This is a genomic window from Kitasatospora sp. McL0602 (genome assembly GCF_052076145.1).
Taxonomy (GTDB): Bacteria; Actinomycetota; Actinomycetes; order Streptomycetales; family Streptomycetaceae; genus Kitasatospora.
The window spans coordinates 5,447,140-5,467,183 of sequence record NZ_CP197246.1; the positions used below are offsets into that span (position 1 = coordinate 5,447,140).

General features: G+C 73.8%; 18 protein-coding genes. 10 read left to right on the forward strand and 8 right to left on the reverse strand.

Annotation, left to right across the window (positions count from 1 at the left end; genetic code table 11):
- Nucleotides 1–3: 3 nt before the first annotated feature.
- From ACR68M_RS24815 to ACR68M_RS24830, 4 genes are all read left to right on the forward strand, one after another.
- Nucleotides 4–1,308 (forward strand): MFS transporter, encoded by a 1,305-nt coding sequence (locus ACR68M_RS24815; protein ID WP_441246318.1) that lies wholly within the window; start codon nucleotides 4–6, stop codon nucleotides 1,306–1,308.
- Between the two features lie 143 nt (nucleotides 1,309–1,451).
- Nucleotides 1,452–3,104 (forward strand): dolichyl-phosphate-mannose--protein mannosyltransferase, encoded by a 1,653-nt coding sequence (locus tag ACR68M_RS24820; RefSeq protein ID WP_441246319.1) that lies wholly within the window; start codon nucleotides 1,452–1,454, stop codon nucleotides 3,102–3,104.
- A 6-nt stretch (nucleotides 3,105–3,110) separates the two neighbouring features.
- Entirely contained in the window at nucleotides 3,111–3,857 is a 747-nt protein-coding gene (locus ACR68M_RS24825) for an ABC transporter permease (protein WP_441246320.1), read from the forward strand.
- 208 nt (nucleotides 3,858–4,065) lie between these two features.
- Nucleotides 4,066–4,650 carry a TMEM165/GDT1 family protein gene (locus ACR68M_RS24830; RefSeq protein ID WP_441246321.1) on the forward strand — a complete coding sequence of 195 codons (585 nt, stop codon included), beginning with the start codon at nucleotides 4,066–4,068 and terminating at the stop codon, nucleotides 4,648–4,650.
- A gap of 23 nt (nucleotides 4,651–4,673) precedes the next feature.
- Here the strand turns inward: ACR68M_RS24830 and ACR68M_RS24835 are convergent, their stop codons facing one another.
- Nucleotides 4,674–5,555, reverse strand: a complete 882-nt coding sequence (locus ACR68M_RS24835; protein ID WP_441246322.1) for a peptidoglycan-binding domain-containing protein — start codon at nucleotides 5,553–5,555, stop codon at nucleotides 4,674–4,676.
- 223 nt (nucleotides 5,556–5,778) lie between these two features.
- Here ACR68M_RS24835 and ACR68M_RS24840 point away from each other — a divergent pair, with 223 nt between their 5' ends.
- Nucleotides 5,779–7,881 carry a DHA2 family efflux MFS transporter permease subunit gene (locus ACR68M_RS24840; RefSeq protein ID WP_441246323.1) on the forward strand — a complete coding sequence of 701 codons (2,103 nt, stop codon included), beginning with the start codon at nucleotides 5,779–5,781 and terminating at the stop codon, nucleotides 7,879–7,881.
- A gap of 32 nt (nucleotides 7,882–7,913) precedes the next feature.
- Nucleotides 7,914–8,603 (forward strand): hypothetical protein, encoded by a 690-nt coding sequence (locus ACR68M_RS24845; RefSeq protein ID WP_441246324.1) that lies wholly within the window; start codon nucleotides 7,914–7,916, stop codon nucleotides 8,601–8,603.
- On the opposite strand, the gene ACR68M_RS24850 is transcribed toward ACR68M_RS24845, so the two are convergent.
- The gene (locus ACR68M_RS24850) at nucleotides 8,564–9,454 is read right to left on the reverse strand and encodes a GNAT family N-acetyltransferase (protein ID WP_441246325.1); all 891 of its coding nucleotides are present in this window, start codon (nucleotides 9,452–9,454) and stop codon (nucleotides 8,564–8,566) included. The two genes, ACR68M_RS24845 and ACR68M_RS24850, sit on opposite strands and share 40 nt — an antisense overlap.
- 82 nt (nucleotides 9,455–9,536) lie before the next feature.
- Between ACR68M_RS24850 and ACR68M_RS24855 the strand changes: the two genes are divergently transcribed.
- Together ACR68M_RS24855 and ACR68M_RS24860 are read left to right on the forward strand one after the other, a co-directional pair.
- The gene (locus tag ACR68M_RS24855; protein ID WP_441246326.1) at nucleotides 9,537–10,097 is read left to right on the forward strand and encodes a GNAT family N-acetyltransferase; all 561 of its coding nucleotides are present in this window, start codon (nucleotides 9,537–9,539) and stop codon (nucleotides 10,095–10,097) included.
- A gap of 107 nt (nucleotides 10,098–10,204) precedes the next feature.
- A complete protein-coding gene (locus ACR68M_RS24860) occupies nucleotides 10,205–10,489 on the forward strand; it encodes an antibiotic biosynthesis monooxygenase family protein (protein WP_441251708.1) in 285 nt (94 codons plus the stop codon).
- A gap of 41 nt (nucleotides 10,490–10,530) precedes the next feature.
- Here ACR68M_RS24860 and ACR68M_RS24865 read toward each other — a convergent pair whose 3' ends face one another.
- Genes ACR68M_RS24865 through ACR68M_RS24885 form a run of 5 tightly spaced genes read right to left on the reverse strand, consistent with a single transcriptional unit; the run spans nucleotide 10,531 to nucleotide 16,080 of the window.
- Entirely contained in the window at nucleotides 10,531–11,322 is a 792-nt protein-coding gene (locus ACR68M_RS24865; protein WP_441246327.1) for an ECF transporter S component, read from the reverse strand.
- Complete coding sequence (locus ACR68M_RS24870) at nucleotides 11,322–12,947, reverse strand: ABC transporter ATP-binding protein (protein WP_441246328.1); 1,626 nt, start codon at nucleotides 12,945–12,947, stop codon at nucleotides 11,322–11,324. The genes ACR68M_RS24865 and ACR68M_RS24870 overlap by 1 nt, the downstream gene beginning before the upstream one ends.
- Nucleotides 12,944–14,026: an energy-coupling factor transporter transmembrane component T gene (locus ACR68M_RS24875; protein WP_441246329.1), complete on the reverse strand. Its 1,083-nt coding sequence runs from the start codon at nucleotides 14,024–14,026 to the stop codon at nucleotides 12,944–12,946. Before ACR68M_RS24875 ends, ACR68M_RS24870 begins: the two co-directional genes overlap by 4 nt.
- A gap of 15 nt (nucleotides 14,027–14,041) precedes the next feature.
- Nucleotides 14,042–14,704, reverse strand: coding sequence for an SCO2322 family protein (locus ACR68M_RS24880; protein WP_441246330.1), 663 nt, complete (start codon nucleotides 14,702–14,704; stop codon nucleotides 14,042–14,044).
- Nucleotides 14,701–16,080 (reverse strand): prenyltransferase/squalene oxidase repeat-containing protein, encoded by a 1,380-nt coding sequence (locus tag ACR68M_RS24885; protein ID WP_441246331.1) that lies wholly within the window; start codon nucleotides 16,078–16,080, stop codon nucleotides 14,701–14,703. The genes ACR68M_RS24880 and ACR68M_RS24885 overlap by 4 nt, the downstream gene beginning before the upstream one ends.
- Nucleotides 16,081–16,426: 346 nt before the next feature.
- On the opposite strand from ACR68M_RS24885, the gene ACR68M_RS24890 reads away from it, so the two are divergent.
- Nucleotides 16,427–17,893: an aldehyde dehydrogenase gene (locus tag ACR68M_RS24890; RefSeq protein ID WP_441246332.1), complete on the forward strand. Its 1,467-nt coding sequence runs from the start codon at nucleotides 16,427–16,429 to the stop codon at nucleotides 17,891–17,893.
- On the opposite strand, the gene ACR68M_RS24895 is transcribed toward ACR68M_RS24890, so the two are convergent.
- Nucleotides 17,880–18,473 (reverse strand): TetR family transcriptional regulator, encoded by a 594-nt coding sequence (locus ACR68M_RS24895; protein WP_441246333.1) that lies wholly within the window; start codon nucleotides 18,471–18,473, stop codon nucleotides 17,880–17,882. The two genes, ACR68M_RS24890 and ACR68M_RS24895, sit on opposite strands and share 14 nt — an antisense overlap.
- 249 nt (nucleotides 18,474–18,722) lie before the next feature.
- Here ACR68M_RS24895 and ACR68M_RS24900 point away from each other — a divergent pair, with 249 nt between their 5' ends.
- A complete protein-coding gene (locus tag ACR68M_RS24900) occupies nucleotides 18,723–20,036 on the forward strand; it encodes a glycosyltransferase family 4 protein (protein WP_441246334.1) in 1,314 nt (437 codons plus the stop codon).
- The last annotated feature ends 8 nt before the right edge of the window (nucleotides 20,037–20,044 follow it).

Consider the following 20,044-nt stretch of genomic DNA (forward strand, 5'->3'; position numbering starts at 1 on the left):
ACGGTGACCGGCACGGTGAAGCAGCAGAGGCAGCGGCGTCATGGGGCGGGCGGCCCGCTGCGCCGCGTCCAGATCGGCAACGCGCTCAGTGCGTTCGGCAGCGGTTTCACGATGCCGTACATGTTCGTCTACGTGGACCAGGTGCGTGGCCTGGGCTCGCTCGCGGCGGGGATGGTCTTCACCGTCTTCGCGCTCGCGGCGCTCGCCGTGCTGCCGTTCACCGGACGCGGCATCGACCGGTACGGGCCCCGCCCGGTGCTGCTCGCCGGCGCCGCGCTCGCCGCCACCGGGGCGTTCGCCTTCGGCCACGCGACCAGCACGCCGATGCTGCTGATCTCCTCCTTCCTCTTCGGCGGAGGCGTCACCACCTGCCAGCCCGCGTTGGCCACGATGATCGTCCGCTGCTCCACCCGGGCGACCCGCTCGCGGGCCTTCGCGCTCCAGTTCACCCTGGTCAACCTGGGTATGAGCATCGGCGCCCTGGTCGGCGGGCAGATCGTCGACCCCGCCGACCCGGCCAGCCTGACCCGGCTCTTCACCATCGAGGCGCTCACCTTCCTCGGCCTGGCCGCCGTCACCGGCGCCGCCCGCATCCCGGCCGCCGCACCCGTGCTGCTGCAGGGCCCCGCGAACGGCCCGAGCGGGCTGCGGGCGCTGGTCGCGGACAAGGCGATGCTGCGGCTCTGCCTGCTCGCCGGGCTGATCTTCTTCACCTGCTACGGCCAGTTCGAGTCCGGCGTCGCGGCCTTCGCCACCGACACCGTCGGCACCCCGCCGTCCATCCTGGGCCTGGCCATCGGCGTCAACGGCCTGACCATCGTCGTGCTCCAGATGTTCGTCGTCCGGCTCACCGAGCGCCGTCGCCGCACCACCGCGATGGCCGCCGCCGGTGTGGTCTGGCTCGGCGCCTGGACGATGGCCCTGGTCGCCGGCCTGATCCGGGGCGAGGCGCTCGCCGCCACCGTCGCGATCGTCGCCGTCTACGCGCTCTTCGGCGTCGGCGAGTCGCTGCTCGCCCCGACCCTGGGCCCGATCGTCGCCGATCTCGCCCCCGCCCGGCTGCTCGGCACCTACAACTCCGGGTACTCCCTGGTGAAGCAGATCGCCATCGCGGTCGGCCCGGCCGTCGGCGTCCTGCTGGTCGGTTCCGGCACCTGGCCGCTCTACCTTGCGACCATGGCGCTCTGCACCCTGCTGGTCGTCACCCTGGCCCTGCGCCTGCGGCACCACCTGACGCCGGCCCAGGACAACGCGGCCGCCCCGGCCCCGGTACCGGCCCCCGTCCGGGAACTGCAGACCGCGGCGTAGCCGTCGTTGCTCCACACCCCCGGGTCGGCCCCCGCCGTGGCCGCCCCGGGTGGCGGGCTAGGTGATCCCAGCAGGCACGACATAGTGTCAGTGGGGGCTGCCTGCCCGTCAGCACGTTGCACCAGAGATGAATCGGCGAGGTCATGGCGCACGCGGTAGTCACCGAAACCCCGGCCCCCGGGACCGCCTCCGCCTGGCCGCCGCTCCGGACGGCCAGGGCGCTCCAGGCCTGGGCGCTCCAGGTCCCGGCCGTCCGCTGGGCCGTCCGCCGGTCGGGCTGGCTGGGGCCGCTCGCCGTGGCGCTCTTCGCCGGGCTGCTGCGGTTCTGGGATCTGGGCCACCCGAACGCCTTCGTCTTCGACGAGACGTACTACCCGAAGGACGCCTGGTCGCTGCTCCAGCAGGGGTACGAGGGCGTCTGGCCGGACAACGCCAACTCCGAGATCCTGGCCGTCCCGCAGGTCGTGCCGCTGACCTCCGCGCCCGAGTTCATCGCCCACCCGCCGCTCGGCAAGTGGATGATCGCGCTGGGGGAGGGGGCCTTCGGCCTGCACCCCTTCGGCTGGCGGGTGACGGTCGCGCTGCTCGGCACCGTCACCGTGCTGATGCTGGCCCGGATCGGGCGCCGGCTGTTCTCCTCGACCCTGCTCGGCTGCACGGCGGCGCTGCTGATGGCGGTGGACGGCCTCCAGCTCGTGATGAGCCGGGTCGGGCTGCTCGACGGCGTGCTGATGTTCTTCGTCCTCGGTGCCTTCGGCTGCCTCCTGGTCGACCGCGACCACACCCGCGAGACGCTCCGCGCCGCCCGCGCCGAGGGCGGCACCGCCGGGGACGAGGTCCGGCTCGGCCTCCGCCCCTGGCGGCTCGCCGCCGGGCTGCTGCTCGGCGCGGCCTGCTCGGTGAAGTGGAACGGCGCGCAGATCCTCGCCGTCCTCGGCCTGCTGACCGTCCTGTGGGACCAGGCCGGCCGCCGCTGGGCGGGCGCCCGCCGCCCGCTGCGCAGCATGCTCCGGCGTGACGCGCTGCCCGCCTTCGCCTCGACGGTCTGCGTCGCGGCGGTGGTGTACGTCGGGTCCTGGTCGGGCTGGTTCGCGACCAAGGGCGGCTACGACCGCCAGTGGGCCGACGGCCGGGCCGGGCTCTCCCCGCCGCGTACGCCGGTGCTGGACGTCCCCCTGCCGCAGGTGTCGATGAGCTGGGTGCCCGAGAGCCTGCGCAGCTGGTGGCACTACCAGGCGCAGATGTACGACTTCAACACCGGTCTGAGCACCCCGCACACGTACCAGTCGAACCCGTGGAGCTGGCTCGTCCAGGGCCGCCCGGTCAGCATGTACTGGGAGCAGGTGCCGCTCGGCCGCCAGGGCTGCACCGCCTCCGGCGGCTGCGCCAGCCAGATCCTCGCGCTCGGCACCCCGCTGCTCTGGTGGACGGCCTGCGCGGCGCTGGTCTACCTGCTCTGGCGCTGGGCGATGCGGCGGGACTGGCGCTCGGGCGCCGTGCTGGCCGGGGTCGCGGCCGTCTACCTGCCCTGGTTCCAGTACCAGCACCGCACCATCTTCTCGTTCTACATGGTGGTGCTGGTGCCCTTCCTCTGCCTGGCCGTGGCCCAGATGCTCGGCGCGATCCTCGGCCCGCCCGGCTGCTCGCCCCGGCGGCGGCAGATCGGCGCGGCGGCCGCCGGGGCGATCGTGCTGGCGATCATGGGCTGCTTCCTCTTCTTCTACCCGCTCTACACGGCGGGGGTGATCCCGATGTCGGACTGGCAGGCCCGGATGTGGTTCACCAGCTGGATCTGACGGCCCGTGGCCGCCTCCAACCAGCTGCTGCCCGTCACCCCGCTGCTCGGCGTGATCACCGGGGTGCTGCTGCTCGGCGCCGTCGCGGCCGCCGGGTGGGGGCTGCTCGGGCACGGCTGGGCCGTGCTGCGGGCAGGGGCGCGGGCGGTGGTGCAGCTCGCGGCGGTCGCGGCGGTGATCGCCTGGGTGGTCGGTTCGCTCTGGACCTCCGCGCTGTTCGTCGTGCTGATGTTCACGGTGGCCGTCCGGACGGCCGGGCGGCGGATGACGGCCGGGCCGGAGTGGGTCTGGGCGGCGGCGCCGATCGGCCTCGGCGTGCTGCCGGTGCTCGCCCTGCTGCTCGGCAGCGGGCTGCTGCCCCGGCAGGGCATCTCGCTGATCCCCGTCGCGGGCATCCTGATCGGCGGCGGCCTCACCGCCACCTCGCTGGCGGGCCGCCGGGCGTTGGACGAGCTGCGCCAGCGGCGCGGCGAGGTCGAGGCGGCGCTCGCGCTCGGCTTCGAGGACCGCGACGCCCGGTTGGAGATCTGCCGCACCGCCGCCGCGACCTCGCTCGTCCCCGCCCTGGACCAGACCCGGACGGTGGGCCTGGTCACGCTGCCCGGCGCCTTCGTCGGCATGCTGCTCGGCGGGGCGACACCCGTGCAGGCCGGGGCGGTGCAGCTCTTCGTACTGATCGCGCTGCTCGCGGTCGAGGCGGTGGCGGTCGTGGTGGTGCTGGAGCTGGTCGGTCGCGGGCGGGTCACCGGGTAGGGTGGTCGTTGTTGAAGGGGAGTAGCCCTCCACCGGACCGTCGACATACTGGCCCATTCGTGGGCCCGGCGCCCGGGACACCTGCCCGTACGGGGGTGTCGGCGAGACCTTCGGCCGCAGTGCTGTGACCATGACCAGTGCTGGCGGGCCGAGGCGTCCCCTGACGGAGCACCGGCCCGGCAGCCCTACCTAGGGAATCCCGCCACCGATGAGCCTGACCATTGCCGCACTCACCTTCGGCATCATCTTCCTGGCCGAACTGCCGGACAAGACCGCCCTGGCCAGCCTCGTGCTCGGCACCCGCTACCGCGCGAGCTACGTCTTCGCCGGCATCGCCGCCGCCTTCGCCCTCCAGGTCGGCCTGGCGCTGGCGGCCGGCAGCCTGCTCGCGATGCTGCCGCAGCGCTGGGTCGAGGGGGTGACCGGCGCGCTCTTCCTGCTCGGCGCCCTGATGCTGCTCTGGCACAAGGACGACGGCGAGGACGGCCACGAGGCCAAGGAGCCCTCCTCCGCGAGCTTCTGGCGGGTTGCCGGGGCCAGCTTCGCCGTCGTCGCCGTCGCCGAGTTCGGCGACCTGACGCAGATCATGACCGCCAACCTGGCCGCCAAGTACGCCGACCCGCTCTCGGTCGGCATCGGCGCCTGGCTGGCCCTCTGCGCGGTGGGCGGCATCGCCATCGTGGGCGGGCAGAAGCTGCTGCAGTACGTCCCGATGAAGGTGATCGTCAAGGTCGCGGCGGGCATCATGCTGCTGATGGCGGCCTTCAGCATCTTCAAGGCCGTCACCGGCTGACGCCCGGTCGGGGGCCCGCCTCCTCAGCCGGCGTAGTTGGCCATGGCTTCGCGGGTGTTCGGGCCGTAGACGCCCGAGGGGTCGCCGGAGACGGCGGCCATCCGCTGGAAGTACTTGACGGCGCGTTGGGTCTCGGCGTCGAAGGTGCCGGTGACGAGCGAGCTGTCGTACTTCCAGAACAGCGCGTCGGCCAGCTGCTGCTGCACGTCCGAGACGTCGGCGCCGGACATGCCCATGGTCAGCGTCCGGGGGCCGGTGCTGGTCGGCGGGGCCGAGGAGGGGGGCTGCGTCACGGGCGGCGGCGGTGCGGAGGAGGTGACGGCGCTCGGGGACGGCGTGGGGGGAGGGGTCGGACTGGCCGAGGCCGACGGGGTGCGGCTGGCAGAGGGGCTGGGCTTGCGGCTGGCGCTCGTCCGGGAGGCCGAGGGGCTCGCGGACTTCGTCGCGGCGGCCGGTGCCACGCTCGGTGCGGGCAGCAGGAGATCCGGCTGCGTACTGTCGGTCGTTCTCGGCAGGGCGGCCGCCGTGCCGCCGCCGGAGGGCGTGAGCACGAGCGCGAGGCCCGCGCCCACGGCGGCTATCCCGGCGCCCGCGGCGAGGATGACGGCCCGTCTGCGGCCGGATCTGCCGCGCTCCTGCACCCGCCGCTCGGCCCGGCCGCCCTGGTACTCGTAGGCGGGCCCGGGGGTGGTCGTCCGGTACGGGACGGGCTCGTAGGCCGGCGCCGGCAGCACCGGGTCCTGGTCGGCCACCGAGGGGGTGGTCGCCGACACGTACGGGCGGACCAGCGGGGGGCCCTCGATGTGCGGGAGGACGGCGGTGTCCTCGAAGTCGGGGTGCTCCGGGCGTTGCGGGTGCTGCGGGTGGTCCGGGTGGGCCGGGTGCCCCGGGTGCTGTCCCGGCATGGCCGGTCCTCCTCGGTTCGGGTGGCGGACGCGCCTGATTATGCAGCAGGTTCGGAGGCGGTGACAGGGAGGGTGATCCGCTCTCGGCAGGGATTGTCCCGGTTGTTGCTGATATCGAATCGGTGAACGGTTTGTGGGGCCTCGGGTGCGGATGGCCCAGTCAAATGCCGTGGAACGGTGTATTCCGGGCCATGATGGTCAGACTGAATGATCATCAGTCGAGATGCCCGGCGCGCCGGGCCTCACCACCGAGGAGCTGGCCATGGCGGACCCGGCGGCCCAGCGTGTCACCACCCCGGCCGCAGGCCCCCCGGAGGTGACGCCGCACAACCTCTGGGTGCCGATCAGCGCCTTGCTGCTGGCGATGCTGCTGGCCGCCCTCGACCAGACCATCGTCTCCACCGCGCTGCCGACCATCGTCAGCGACCTCGGCGGCCTGGAACACCTCTCGTGGGTGGTCACCGCCTACATGCTCGCCTCCACGGCGGCCACCCCGCTCTGGGGCAAGCTCGGCGACATGTACGGCCGGAAGCGCTTCTTCCAGACCTCCATCGTGATCTTCCTGGTCGGGTCGGCGCTCTGCGGCATCGCCCAGAACATGGGCGAACTGATCGCCTTCCGTGCCCTCCAGGGCCTGGGCGGCGGCGGCCTGATGGTGCTCTCCCAGGCCATCGTCGGCGACCTCGTCTCCCCGCGTGACCGGGGCAAGTACCAGGGCCTGTTCGGCGCCGTCTTCGGTGTCACCAGCGTGCTCGGGCCGCTGCTCGGCGGTGTCTTCGTCGACAACCTGAGCTGGCGGTGGGTCTTCTACATCAACCTGCCGATCGGCGCCGTCGCCCTCGTCGTCATCGCCGCCGTGCTGCACGCCGGCGAGACCAAGCGGCAGCACCGGATCGACTACCTGGGCACCTTCCTGATCGCCTCCGTCGCCACCTGCCTGGTGCTGATGACCTCGCTCGGCGGCACCAGCTGGCCGTGGGGCTCCTGGCAGATCATCGGCCTCGGCGTGCTCGGCGTCGTCCTGCTGGTCGCGTTCGTCTCGGTCGAGCGCGCGGCCGCCGAGCCGGTGCTGCCGCTGCGGCTGTTCCGCTCCCGCACCTTCAGCCTCGTCGCCGTGGTCTCCTTCGTGGTCGGCTTCGCGATGTTCGGCGCGCTGACCTTCCTGCCGACCTTCCTCCAGGTCGTCATGCAGGTCTCGCCGACGATGTCCGGCATCCACATGCTGCCGATGGTGCTCGGCATGCTGCTCACCTCGATCGGCTCCGGCCAGATCGTCGCCCGCACCGGCCACTACCGGATCTTCCCGATCCTCGGCACGGCCGTCACCACCGTCGGCCTGTTCCTGCTCTCCCGGCTCACCGAGCACAGCAGCACCACCGAGATGAGCTTCTACTTCCTGGTCTTCGGTCTGGGCCTCGGCCTGGTCATGCAGGTGCTGGTGCTCATCGTCCAGAACTCCGTCGGGTACGAGGACCTCGGCGTCGCCACCGCCGGGGCGACGTTCTTCCGCTCCATCGGCGCCTCCTTCGGCGTCTCGATCTTCGGCAGCATCTTCGCCAGCGGCCTGAACGACCGGCTCGCGGACGCCGTCGCGGGCGTGCCGCTGCCGCCCGGCTTCAACCCCGCCGCCGTCACCTCGGACCCGCACGTCATCGCCGGCCTCCCGCCCGCGCTCCAGAGCGGGATCTACCACGCGTACGCCGAGTCGATCACCCGGGTCTTCCTCTACGCCGTCCCCGTCGCGGTCGTCGCCTTCGTCCTCTCGCTCTTCATCCGCGAGCAGAAGCTCCGTTCCACCGTCACCGCCCCCGACCTCAGCGAGTCGATCGGCCTCAACCCCGTCGAACGCTCCTCGCTGGACGAGATCGCCCGCGCCCTCTCGGTGCTCAGCACCCGCGACGCCCGCCGCGACCTCTTCCGCCGCATCACCGCCGAGGCCGGGCTCGACCTGCACCCCGCCTCCAGCTGGCTGCTGCTCCAGATGCACCACCAGGGCTCCGCCGAGCCCGCCGAACTCGCCGAACGCCGGATCGTCCCGATCAACGTCATCGAGGACGCCGCCCGCGAGGTCGAGAGCCGGGGCCTCGCCGTCCGCAACGGCCTCCCGCTGCGGCTCACCGAGCCCGGCGAGGAAGCCGCCATCAAGCTGGTCGCCGCCCGCCGCAGCCAACTCGGCAAGCTGCTCGGCGACTACGACGAGAAGCAGTACGCCGACCTCGCCGAGCTGCTCAACCGCCTCAGCTCCACCCTCTGCGGCGACCAACGCGACAAGCCCGACCGCACGGCCGCCCCGGCCGTCCCGCACAGCGAGGGCCGTTCGTTCTAGACTTCGCCCCTCGTCCTAGGGGGGATGCACCGATGGCTGCTCGCCGGTACTGGTTCGTGCTGATGGCATACGGGGCTGCGCTCGCGCTGTCGCTGCCGCTCTACCTCCGGCCCGGGGAGCAGTGCGTGCCGGGCACCGGCTGTGGGGTGGGCATCAGCTCGCCCGTAGGGGTACTGGGCTCGTACGAGCTGGCCCGGCCCGGAGTGCTCCAGCTCTACTGGGCGGTGGCCCTGCTGCTCACCACCGCTGCCGCCACCTGGTGGTACCGCAGGGCAGGGCGGCTCGGCCGTGCGTTGCCCGCGCTGGTCACCGCCGGGGTGGTGAGCCTGCTGACGGTCGTCCTGACGGCGGCGGAGTGGCACGGCTTCCGGAGCCCGAGTGCGGTCGTGGAGACGGCCGAGCTGCTCCTCTTCAACGGTGCCACGCCGCTGGTGGTCTCCGCCCTGGCCCTGCTCGCCCTCGCGGCGGGGGAGCGCAGCGCCGCGCTCGCGGCCTTCGCCGTGCTGTACGGGGGAGTGGCGTACGTCGCGGCGACGTACGACTCGCTCTACGTGCTGAGCGGGCTCGGGCTGCCGGTCGACGTGTTCAGCGACCCGGCGGGTGTCCGGCAGCTGCTCGGCATCGCCGCCCCGGCGGCCCTGTTGCTGCTGGCGGCCGGGGCGGCGTGGCTGTTGCCGGGGCGTCAGAGGTCGATCGAGCGGCCTTCCTCGATCACGGCGTAGCCGGCGGTGGTGTAGAGGTTCATCGCGACCTCGTTGCCGCCGAAGACGTTGAACATCAGCGCCGTGTCGCCGCCCGCGAGTGTCGCCTGCTCGCCGAGCGCCATCGAGTCCCGGCCGTAGCCCTTGCCCCGGTGCTCGGGCGCTATGTGCAGCGAGAAGCCGAAGGTCACGCCGGGCTGGTGGCCGTGGTGCAGCCAGCCCGTCCCGACCGGCTCACCGCCTGCCAGGGTCGTCGTCACGGTGTGGCCGGGCGTCTCCAGGCCCTGCGGGAGCAGCTTGGCGAAGTCCGAGTCGGACTTGGTCTGCGCTTCCTCGGGCGTCCAACTGCCGGAGCGCACCATGTCGGCGGCGTAGCCCGCCTTCTCCGAGGCCACCCAGGCCGGGTACTCCTCGGCCGTCATCGGCCGGGCCGTCAGCCGCTCGGAGCTCAGGGGCGCCCCGATCACCTTCAGCCTGGTCTGCGCGCCGACGTTGTAGTCCGCGAAGGTGTCGTCCGGCGTGGTCATCCGTACGGACAGCTGGCGCGCCCCGTGCTCCGCACACCACCGCTCGGCCCACTCCCGGGCCGCCGCCCGGTGCTGCTCCGCCCCCGGCACCGTCCACAGATCGCCGAGCGAGCCCATCGGCGCGCCGTATGCCTCCCGGACGCCCGCCGCGACGTACCCGACCGGGGCCCCGTCGTCGTCGGCGATCTCGGCGACCGTCCAGTCCGCGAGCTCCCTGCGGGCCCGCTCGACGTACCAGGTCAGTGCCCCTTCGCCGAGGCCGACGCTCGCGTACCAGTCGCGTACCCGCTGCTCGAAGCCGGACTGCCAGGTGCTCGTCTCATCAATGATCTTGATAGCTGTCACCCCGACACGGTAGTCGGAGCCCCGGCGACCGTCACCGGATTTGTCCGCGCTGCGCCGCACCCCCTCCCGGCATGATGGGGGGATGGCCGAACTCCTGGACCCTGCTGCCGAGCTCCGCGTCTCCTTCCTGGAGGCGGTGGCCGAGTTCCGGGCGGACCGTGAGTACCCGGTGCCGTGGTTCGTGACCGACATCGACCCCGAGGCGCTGACCGAAGCGTCGGCCTTTCCCGGTTACGTCGCTCGGGTGCTCGGTGAGCGTGAGCTGAGTGGGGTCCGGGCGGACGGGTTCGTCGCGCAGACCACCCTCTGGTGGGTCGAGGACGCCCATGTGCTCGGCCGCCTGGCGATCCGCCACTACCTGACGCCGAAGCTGGAGCGGCTCGGCGGCCACATCGGCTACGACGTCCGCCCCGGGGCCCGCCGTCGGGGCCACGCCACCGCGATGCTCGCCGCCGCCCGGCCTGTCGCCGCAGCCCTCGGTGTCGAGGAGGCCCTCCTCACCTGCGCCGCGACCAACACCGCCTCCCGCCGGGTCATCGAGGCCAACGGCGGCCGGTTCGTCGACACTTCGGGCGACCGCCTGCGGTACGTCGTCCCGACGCGGCAGGGGATGGATGAGGTGCGGTCGGGGCGGAGTTCGTAGGGTGGGGTCGGCGGCGCCGGAGTGGGGCCGCCGGGTCGGAACGAGCAGGGGAGAGGTGTGTCGTGGGCAGTGTGGTGAAGATCAACGTGCTGACCGTGCCGTCGGAGATGCGGGAGAGCCTGGAGCAGCGGTTCTCCGCGCGGGCCGGGGCGGTGGAGAACTCGGACGGCTTCGAGTGGTTCGAGCTGCTGCGGCCGGTGGAGGGGACGGAGCAGTACCTCGTCTACACCCGCTGGGCGAGCGAGGAGCACTTCAAGGCCTGGATGGAGGGCCCGATGCAGGCGGCCCACCGCCCGCCCGCCGCCGAGGGCGAGGTGCCCCAGCGTCCGGCCGCGACCGGTTCGACCCTCTGGTCCTTCGAGGTCGTCCAGTCGACCGGCCCCAAGGCCTGACGCACCGGTGCGTCGACCTGACCCAGGGGACGCCCCCTGGGTCAGGTGAAGGTGACCGGCGCCGCGAAGGCGGCTCGCCGCAGGGCCCGCCGGAGGGTGCGCAGGACGGGGGCGCCGATCGTGAGGGAGAGCACGGCCGTCAGGGCGGCGCGGGGGAGGTCCCAGCCCAGGGACGTGGTGAGGCAGTAGGCCGCGAAGCGGGGCAGGTTGGCGCTCAGCGGGTCGCCGGGGACGAAGGAGATCGAGCTGCTCAGACCGCCGATGTAGGGCCAGCCCTGGAGGTTCATGACGGTGCCGTAGACGAGGGCGGCGGCTGCGCCGTAGCAGGCGAGCAGGGCGAGTTCGCGGCGGCCGCGCAGGGTGGCCGAGCCGGGGAGCAGGCCGGCGCCGAGGCAGACCCAGCCCATGCTGAGCATCTGGAACGGCAGCCAGGGCCCGACGCCGCCGGTGAGCAGCGCGGAGGCGAACATCGACACCGCGCCGAGCACGAAGCCGAACCCCGGGCCGAGCACCCGCCCGGCGAGCACCATGAGGAAGAACATCGGCTCCAGCCCGGCCGTCCCGGCCCCGAGCGGCCGCAGCGCCGCGCCCGCCGCCGCGAGCACGCCCAGCAGGGCGACCGCCTTGGCGTCGACGCCGCCCTCGGAGATCTGGGCTATCACCACGGCCAGCAGCAGGGGCAGCAGCAGGGCGAACAGCCAAGGCGCGTCGGCGGAGTGGCCGACCAGCGCGGAGGAGCCGGAGGCGAGTAGCGGCCAGCCGAAGGCGGCGATGCCGATGAGCGAGATGAGGACGAGGGCGGTGACCGACCGGTGGCCGAGCGGGACGGGCATCAGCTCAGCTCCAGGGCGTCGGTGACCTGCCGGACGGTCAACCAGGGCAGCGGGGTCAGCACCTTGGCGACCTGCGGGGCGAAGGCCGGTGAGGAGACGACGACTTCGGGGGTCGGCCCGTCGGCGACGATCTCGCCCTCGGCCATGATGACGGTGCGGTGGGCGAGTTCGGCGGCGAGTTCGACGTCGTGGGTGGCGAGCAGGATCGCGTGTCCGTCGGCCGCGAGGCGGCGGAGGATCTCGACCAGGCGGCCCTTCGCGGCGTAGTCGAGCCCTCGGGTGGGTTCGTCCAGCAGGATCACGCCCGGACGGGCCGTCAGCACGACGGCGAGCGCGAGGGTGAGCCGCTGGCCCTCGGAGAGGTCGCGCGGGTGCAGGTCGGTGCCGATCCCGGGTAGCAGTCGGGTCACCAGAGCGGCGCAACTCCCGGGCGCTGCACCGGAGTCGTGGTCGGCGGCCGCGCACTCGGCGGCGACGGTCTCGGCGTGGAGGAGGTCGCGCGGGTCCTGCGGGACGAGGCCGACCTTGCGGAGCAGATCGCGGGGGCGGGCCTTGTGCGGGGTGAGCCCGCCCGCCCGGCAGCTGCCGGAGGCGGGCGGGTGCAGGCCGACCAGGGCACCGAGCAGAGTGGACTTGCCGGCGCCGTTGCGCCCCATCAGTGCGGTGATCTGGCCGGGGAGGAGGGTGAGGTCGACGCCGCGCAGGGCGAGCGCGGGCCCGCGCTTGACGGCCAACCGGGAGACGGCGGCGGCCGGTTCGCCGGTGGGGGCCGATCCGTCGGTGAGGGCGGGCGGCGCGGGCGGCGTACGGCCCTCCAGGCGGGCCCGCAGTGGGGCCGCCCGGCGGCGGGCGTCGCGGACGGAGAGCGGCAGCGGCGACCACCCGGCGGCCCGGCCGAGGGCGACCACGGGCGGGTGGACGGGGGAGTGGGCCATCACCTCGGCGGGTTCGCCGAGGACGGCCGCTCCGCCAGGGCCGGGGAGCAGGAGTACCTGGTCGGCGTACTGGACGACGCGTTCGAGGCGGTGCTCGGCGAGCAGGACGGTGGTGCCGAGATCGTGCACCAGGCGTTGCAGGACGGCGAGCACCTCCTCGGCGGCGCCGGGGTCGAGGGCGGAGGTCGGTTCGTCCAGCACCAGCACCCGGGGGTGGGTGGTGAGCACCGAGCCGATCGCGACGCGCTGTTGCTGGCCGCCGGAGAGCGAACTGAGCGCCCGGTCGCGCAGGTCGGCGAGGCCGAGCAGGTCGAGGGTCTCCTCGACCCGGCGCCGCATCACCTCGGGGGCCAGGCCCAACGACTCCATGCCGTAGGCGAGTTCGTCCTCGACGGTGTCGGTGACGAAGTGCGCGAGCGGGTCCTGCCCCACGGTGCCGACCAGGTCGGCGAGTTCGCGGGGGCGGTGGTTGCGGGTGTCCCGGCCGCCGACCGTCACCCTGCCGTGCAGCGTCCCGCCGGTGAAGTGCGGGACGAGCCCGCTGACGGTGCCCAGCAGGGTCGACTTGCCGGAGCCGGACGGGCCGACGAGCAGGCAGAGTTCGCCTTCGGGGACGGTCAGGTCGAGACCGCGCAGGGTCGGCTCGGCAGCGCCGTTGTACTGGACCGAGACCTGCTCGAAGGTGATCACGAGGCCCTCCGGGGCGGGTGGGGTGCGGCAAAGGCGGGCAGCAGGCCGATCAGGACGGCGAGTGCGGGGAGCAGCGGGAGGCCGGGTGCGACCAGCGGCACCACGGAGGGGGCGAGTGCGGCCGGGTCCTGGCCGGCGAACCACACCATGAGCCCGGCGACGGCCGCCCCCGACCCGGCCACCAGCCACTCGCGGACTCCCCAACGGTCGGGCCGGTAGCGCGATCTGACGGTCCGTCGACTGCCCAGGGCCAGCCCGCCGCCCGCCGAGGCGAGGCCGAGCAGCAGCAGCGGGAGGGCCCAGGCGGCGGAGGCGCTGAGCAGTCCGTACGTCGCGGTGCAGATGCCGAGAAGCCCGGCGAGGGTGAGCGCGGCCGTCGTCCGGGCCACGGCGCGCGGGACGTCGGCGGTGCGGCCGAAGCCCCGGGAGTCCATCGCGGCGGCCAGCGCGACGGATCGCTCCAACGCCCCTTCGAGGACCGGAAGACCCACGCTGAGCATGGACTTGATGCCCCGGTCGGTGCGGCCGCGCAGCCTGCGGGCGGTGCGCAGGCGCTTGACGTCGGCGACCAGATTCGGCGCGAAGGTCATCGCGACCACCGCCGCGACGCCCACCTCGTACAGCGCACCGGGCAGGGTGCGGAGCAGTCGGGACGGGCTGGCGAGGGCGTTGGCGGCGCCGACGCAGACGAGCAGGGTGGCCAGCTTGAGGCCGTCGTACAGCGCGAAGAGCAGACCCTCCAGGGTGATGGCGCCGCCGATCCGCACGCCCTGGGCCCAGCCGGGGAGCGGCAGTTGGGGGAGGGTGACGAGTGCGTGGGTGCCGGGGATCGGCGAGCCGAGCAGCACGGCGAAGACCAGCCGGATGCCCAGCACCATCAGCCCGAGCTTGAGGAAGGCCCCGTAACTGCGGGCCCAGGGCGCGTCACCGCGCCGGGCCGCGACGACGTACCCGGCGACGGCGGTGATCAGGAGCAGCAGCAGCGGGTTGGTGGTGCGGGAGGCCGCGACGCCCAGGCCGAGCGCCCAGAGCCACCACGCGCCGGGGTGCAGTTGGCGCGGGCCGAGGGGGGAACGCATGGGAGATCCTGACGGTCAGCGGCGGCGGGCCTGCCAGACGGCGGCACCGCCGAGCAGGGCGACGAGGGCGGCACCGGCGATCACGCCGAGCGTCGGGCCGATACCGGACGAGGACGAGGACGAAGTAGTGGGCTGCTGTGCGGAGTTGACGGTGTCACCGCAGCCGGAGCGGGGGTAGCCCGCGATGGCGCACAGCATGCCGTTGGTGTCGTAGCGCAGCGGCGGGGCGACGGCGGCGAGCACCTCGGCGGAGTTGGCTCCGGCCGGTACGGCGGCGCAGGCCGTCCGGGCAGCCGGGGGCGCCTCGCCGGAGGGGGCGTCGGTGGCGGTGCCGAAATCCAGGACGACGGCGACGCGCTTCCGGCCCGGCTGGGCGGGGGTCGTGGCGCAGGCGGTCGCGAATTCGGCGGGTGCGACCGGCCGGGCGGCGTCCTGGCCGCCGTCCGGGCTGACGGCGAAGCGCCAGCCGTCGGTGCCGCCGTCCGGCGGGACGTACCCGGCCGGGCCCTGCTGCTGGTAGGCCCAGGCCGTGCCCGCGCCGGTGCCCTTCCAGAACGACCAGTAGCGGTAGCCGGTGGCGTGTGCGGCGGGGGCCGGTACGAGGGCCAGCAGCGCGAGGAGGGGCGCCAGGACGGCGGCGGCGCGGGCCGCCGCCGTCCGGCGTGGGGAGAGCGTCACTTCTGCTCGTCGCCCGAGTCGCCCGAGTCGCCCGAGTCGCCCGTGGGCTTCGTGGCCTTCGTGGCCTTCGCGGCGGAGGCGTTGCCCCGGCGGCGGTTGAGGCTGAGCAGCAGGCCGCCGCCGATGCCGATCAGGAGGCCGATGCCGACCAGCCAGATCGGGGAGAAGCCGCTGTTGTCGTCGGCCTCGGTGATGCCGGAGCCCGGGGCCTTGGTGCCGTCGGGGTTCTCGGCGAGGGCGGAGGCGGCGGCGGACGGGACGGACTTCGGGGCCGGCCCGGCCTCGACCAGCAGCTGGAGGATGTTGGTGCCGCCGAAGTTGTACGGGTCGAGTTTGGCGGCCTCGGCGACCAGCAGCAGGGCGGCGGCGGCCGCCGCGTCGGTGCCGTTCTTGCCCTTTGCGGCCCAGGCGTAGCCGTTGCCGGCCAGCCAGTCGGCGGCGCTGGCGGCCTGGTGCGGGTGCCCGGACTGGATCAGCCCGAGGACGGCCCACGAGGTGCTCGCGAAGTCCGGGGTGGGGGTGGCGCCGGGGGTGGTCTGCATCAAGTGCTGGCCGTTGGCGTTCAGTTGGGCGTAGAGGTAGGCGGCGGCGGCCTCACCGGCCTCGGCGTGCGGCACCAGCTTGTCGGTGCCGCAGCTGAGCGGCTTGGGTGCGGCGTCGACCCGGTTGGTGTTGGTGACGGGCAGCTTGCCGCCCGCTGCACCGAGGGCGGCCTGCGCGCTGGCGAGGGTGTTCGCGGCGAGAGTGCCGTCGGCGGCGGGCTGGAAGGCGAAGGCCCCGCGCTGCGCGGCCGGTGCGGTGCAGCCGAGCTGGAAGGCGGCGAGGCCGTCGTACGCACTCCTGCCGTTCTTGCTCACCTGGGTGGGGTCGGCCCCGGCGGCGGTCAGGGCGTTGATCGCCAGGCCGGTGGAGTTGGCGTCGCCCGGCGAGCCGGGGTTGTAGGGCCAGCTGCCGTCCGCGTTCTGGTTCGCCTTGAGCCAGTCGACGCCCTTGGTGACCCCTGCCCGCTGCCCGCCGAGCTGGACGAGGGCCTGGACGGCGGCGGCGGTGGCGTTGCTGTCCTCGGTCTTCGGGTCGCAGGGGGTGCCCGCGTCGGCGCGGAAGGACGGCCAGCCGCCGTCGGCGCACTGCTGGCCGGTGAGCCAGCCGACGGCGGAGTCGGCCGGTACGACCTTGGCACCCGCGAGCGCCGTGAGCGCGAGCGACTGGCGCCACACGCCGTCGTACGTCGGGTCGCCCTTGCCGTAGACCCCGGCGGGCACGGCCACGGGCGTGGGGGAGGCGGTGGGGGTGTCGGCGAGGGCCGGTGCGGCGGCGGTGCCGGCCAGCAGCAGGCCGGTGAGCGCGGCGGCGCCCAGGCGTGAAGCGGTGTGCATGACGGGGGAGAGCCTTTCGGTGAGCGGGGCAGCGGCCCGTGGACGGGCCGCCCGTAGACCTCGACGGGGCCGGGCCGGAGCCCGGCGTTGCCGCTCGCCCCTCCCCGGGTGGTCCGGCTCCCCCGCCGCACGGGCGGGGTCACGGTTGCGGGTCAGCGCCGGATTCGCACCGGCTTCCCCCGGATGAGGAGCGGATGGAGCAGTGAAGCGCACACGACTCTATCCGGCCGCCCGGCGGGAAGCCGCACTAGCGCGGTACCCCGACGACGGACTAGAACTGGTACCAGTTTTTCGGTGGCGCGGCATCCCCGGATGTCACGACGGGCCAGGCGAGTGGGAGACGGCTATGACCGAGGTGCTGGAGCACGGCGAGCTCTTCATCGGCGGGGAGTACACCACCCCGGCCGGGCGGGAGCGGATCGACGTGGTCTCGCCGCACACCGAGCAGGTGATCGGCCGGGTGCCGCACGCGAGCGAGGCGGACGTCGACCGCGCCGTCGCCGCCGCCCGGCGGGCCTTCGACGAGGGCCCCTGGCCCCGGATGACGCCCGCCGAGCGGGCCGAGGTGGTCACCCGCATCCGGGACGGCATCGCCGCCCGGGTCGAGGACTTCGCCCGCCTGATCAGCGCCCAGAACGGCTCCCCCTACTCCCGGAGCATCCGTGCCCAGGCCAAGGGCGCGGCGGCGATCTGGAGCGCGTACCTGAGGACGGCCGAGGAGTACGCCTTCGAGGAGCACCGGGCCGGCTCCTTCGGGCCGCTCGTCGTGCGCAAGGAACCGGCCGGGGTGGTCGCGGCCGTCGCGCCGTGGAACGTGCCGCAGTTCGTCGCCGCCGCCAAGCTCGCGCCCGCCCTGCTGGCCGGGTGCACCGTGGTGCTCAAGCCCTCGCCCGAGACGCCGCTCGACGCCTACCTGCTGGCCGAGGTGGTCCGCGAAGCCGGGCTGCCCGAGGGCGTGCTGAGCATCCTGCCCGCCGACCGCGAGGTCAGCGCCTACCTGGTCGGGCACCCCGGCGTCGACAAGGTCTCCTTCACCGGCTCCGTCGCCGCCGGGCAGCAGATCATGGCGACCGCCGCCCGCACCCTCAAGCGCGTCACCCTCGAACTCGGCGGCAAGTCCGCCGCGATCGTGCTCCCCGACGCCGACCTCGACCTCACCGTGCAGGGCCTGCTCGGCGCCGCGTACATGAACAACGGCCAGTCCTGCGTCGCGCAGACCCGGGTGCTGCTGCCGCGCGAGCGGTACGAGGAGGCCGCCGACCGGCTCACCACCGCGGTCGCCGCCCTCACCGTCGGCGACCCGCTCGACCCCGCCACGGCGGTCGGCCCGCTGGTGACGCAGCGCCAGCAGCGGCGCAGCCTCGACTACATCGAGCTCGGCCTGCGCGAGGGCGCCAAGCTGCTCACCGGCGGCGGAGTGCCCGCCGGGCAGCAGCGCGGCTGGTACGTCGAGCCGACGCTCTTCGGCGAGGTCGACAACGGCATGCGGATCGCCCAGGAGGAGATCTTCGGCCCGGTCGTCTGCCTGGTCGCGTACGACGACGAGGCGGACGCGGTACGGCTGGCCAACGACTCCGCGTACGGGCTCTCCGGCAGCGTCTGGACGGCGGACGTCGAGCGCGGCCTCGACCTGGCCCGGCAGGTCCGCACCGGGACCTTCTCGGTCAACACCTTCTCCATCGACTACCTCGGCCCGTTCGGCGGCTACAAGCAGTCCGGTCTGGGGCGGGAGTTCGGGCCCGAGGGGCTGGAGGCGTACCTGGAGAGCAAGACCATCGCCCTGCCGAAGGGGTACCGGATCAGCGGTACGTGAGCAGTTTGGCCGCCGTGTGCAGGTCGGCGCGGACCTCGGTGAGGGACGTCCGCCCCGAGAGCCAGCCCAGCAGCGTCGCGTGCCAGGTGTGGGCGATGACCCGCAGGGCGGCCTGCTGCTCCGCGTCCGGCGGGCCGTCCAGCCGGGCCGCGTCCAGCACGATCGCCGAGGTGAGGCCGCTGACGCGGTCCACCTCGGCGCTCACCGAGCGGTCGGCGAAGGAGAGCGCCCTGACCATCGCCTCGGCCAGCCGCGGCTCGCGCTGGAGCGCCTGGAAGGCCAGCGTGAGCGTCTCGGCGACCCGGGCCGCCGGCGTCTCCCCGGTCGGGGGGCGGCGGCGGACCTGCTCGTGCAGGCCCTGGAGCTGCTCCTGCATCACTGCGACCAGCAGGTGCACCTTGGACGGGAAGTAGCGGTACAGCGTGCCGAGCGCGACCTCTGCGCCCTCCGCGACCTCGCGCATCTGCACCGCCTCGTAGCCGCCCCGGGCGGCCAGCACGGTGGAGGCGCGCAGGATCCGGCCGCGGCGCTCGGCCTGGCGTGGGGTCAACTGGGCCCCGGGGGCGGTGGCGGTGGGCAAGGGGGCTCCCGACGGCGGCAGGGTCTGGGGCTGGTGGGCTGGGGCTGGTGTGTCGCGGTGTGTCGCAGTGTGTCAAGGAGCAGCGTGGCGTTAATCACCAGCCCTGGCTCGGAACGGCAAGCTACGGGCCGGTATCTTCGAGGTCTCTCGTCGTTCACCAGCCCGACGACGATCTCCGCACCATCATGAAACGTGATCTACTTTACCGCTGCGCAAAGATGCCGGTGAGGTAGGGATAGGGGCCCCAGGATGACCGCGCTGCCGCCACCGCTGCGGATCGCCCTGCTGTCCTACCGAGGTGACCCCTTCTGCGGCGGGCAGGGCGTCTACGTCCGGCACCTGTCCCGCGAGCTCGCCCGGCTCGGCCACCACGTCGACGTGATCGGCGCCCAGCCCTTCCCCGTCCTGGACGAGGTCGAGGGCCCCGGTTCGGTGCGGCTGGTGGAGCTGCCCAGCCTGGACCTCTACCGCGCCGACGACCCCTTCCGGACGCCGAAGCTCGGCGAGTACCGGGGTGCCGTCGACGTCCTGGAGGTCGCGGGCATGCGGACCGGCGGCTTCCCCGAGCCGCTCACCTTCTCGCTCCGGGCCCGGCAGTACCTGGCCCGGCACAAGGGCCGCTACGACGTCGTGCACGACAACCAGACCCTCGGCTACGGCCTGCTCGGGCTGGAGCGGCACGGCTTCCCGCTGGTCACCACCATCCACCACCCCGTCACCGTCGACCGGCAGCTGGAGCTGGACGCCGCGCCGACCCGGCTGCGGCGGCTCTCGCTGCGCCGCTGGTACGCCTTCACCCGGATGCAGCGCCGGGTCACCCGGCGGCTGGAGCACATCATCACCGTCTCCGGCAGCTCCAAGACGGAGATCGCCGAGCACCTGGGCGCCGCACCCGGCGCGATCTCGGTCGTGCCGATCGGCGCCGACACCCGGCTGTGGTCGCCCTCGGCGGAGATCGCCGTGGTGCCCGGCCGGATCGTCGCGACCTCCAGTGCCGACGTGCCGCTCAAGGGGCTGGTGTACCTGATCGAGGCGCTGGCCAAGGTCCGCACCGAGCGCGACGCGCACCTGGTCGTGGTCTGCAAGCAGCGGGCGGACGGCCCGGTCGCGGAGGCGGTGCGCCGCTTCGGGCTGGAGTCGGCCGTCGAGTTCCGCAGCGGCCTGACCGACCCGGAGCTGGTCGACCTCTACCGCTCGGCCGAGGTCGCCTGCGTTCCCTCGCTGTACGAGGGCTTCTCGCTGCCCGCCGCCGAGGCGATGGCCACCGGCACGCCGTTGGTCGCCACCACCGGCGGTGCCATCCCCGAGGTCTCCGGCCCCGACGGCGAGACCTGCCTCGCCGTACCGCCGGGCGACGCCGGGGCGCTGGCCGCCGCCCTCGGACGCCTGCTGGACGACCCGGAGCTGCGCGCCACACTGGGCGCGGCCGGGCGGGAGCGGGTGCTCGCCGGGTTCACCTGGCAGCGGGCCGCCGAGCTGACCGCCGAGCGGTACCGGGCGGCCGTCGCCACCGGCGCCGGGCAGCGGGCCCGCTCGGGCGCCGGCTGGCGCTACGTCGCCTGACGCCGTGT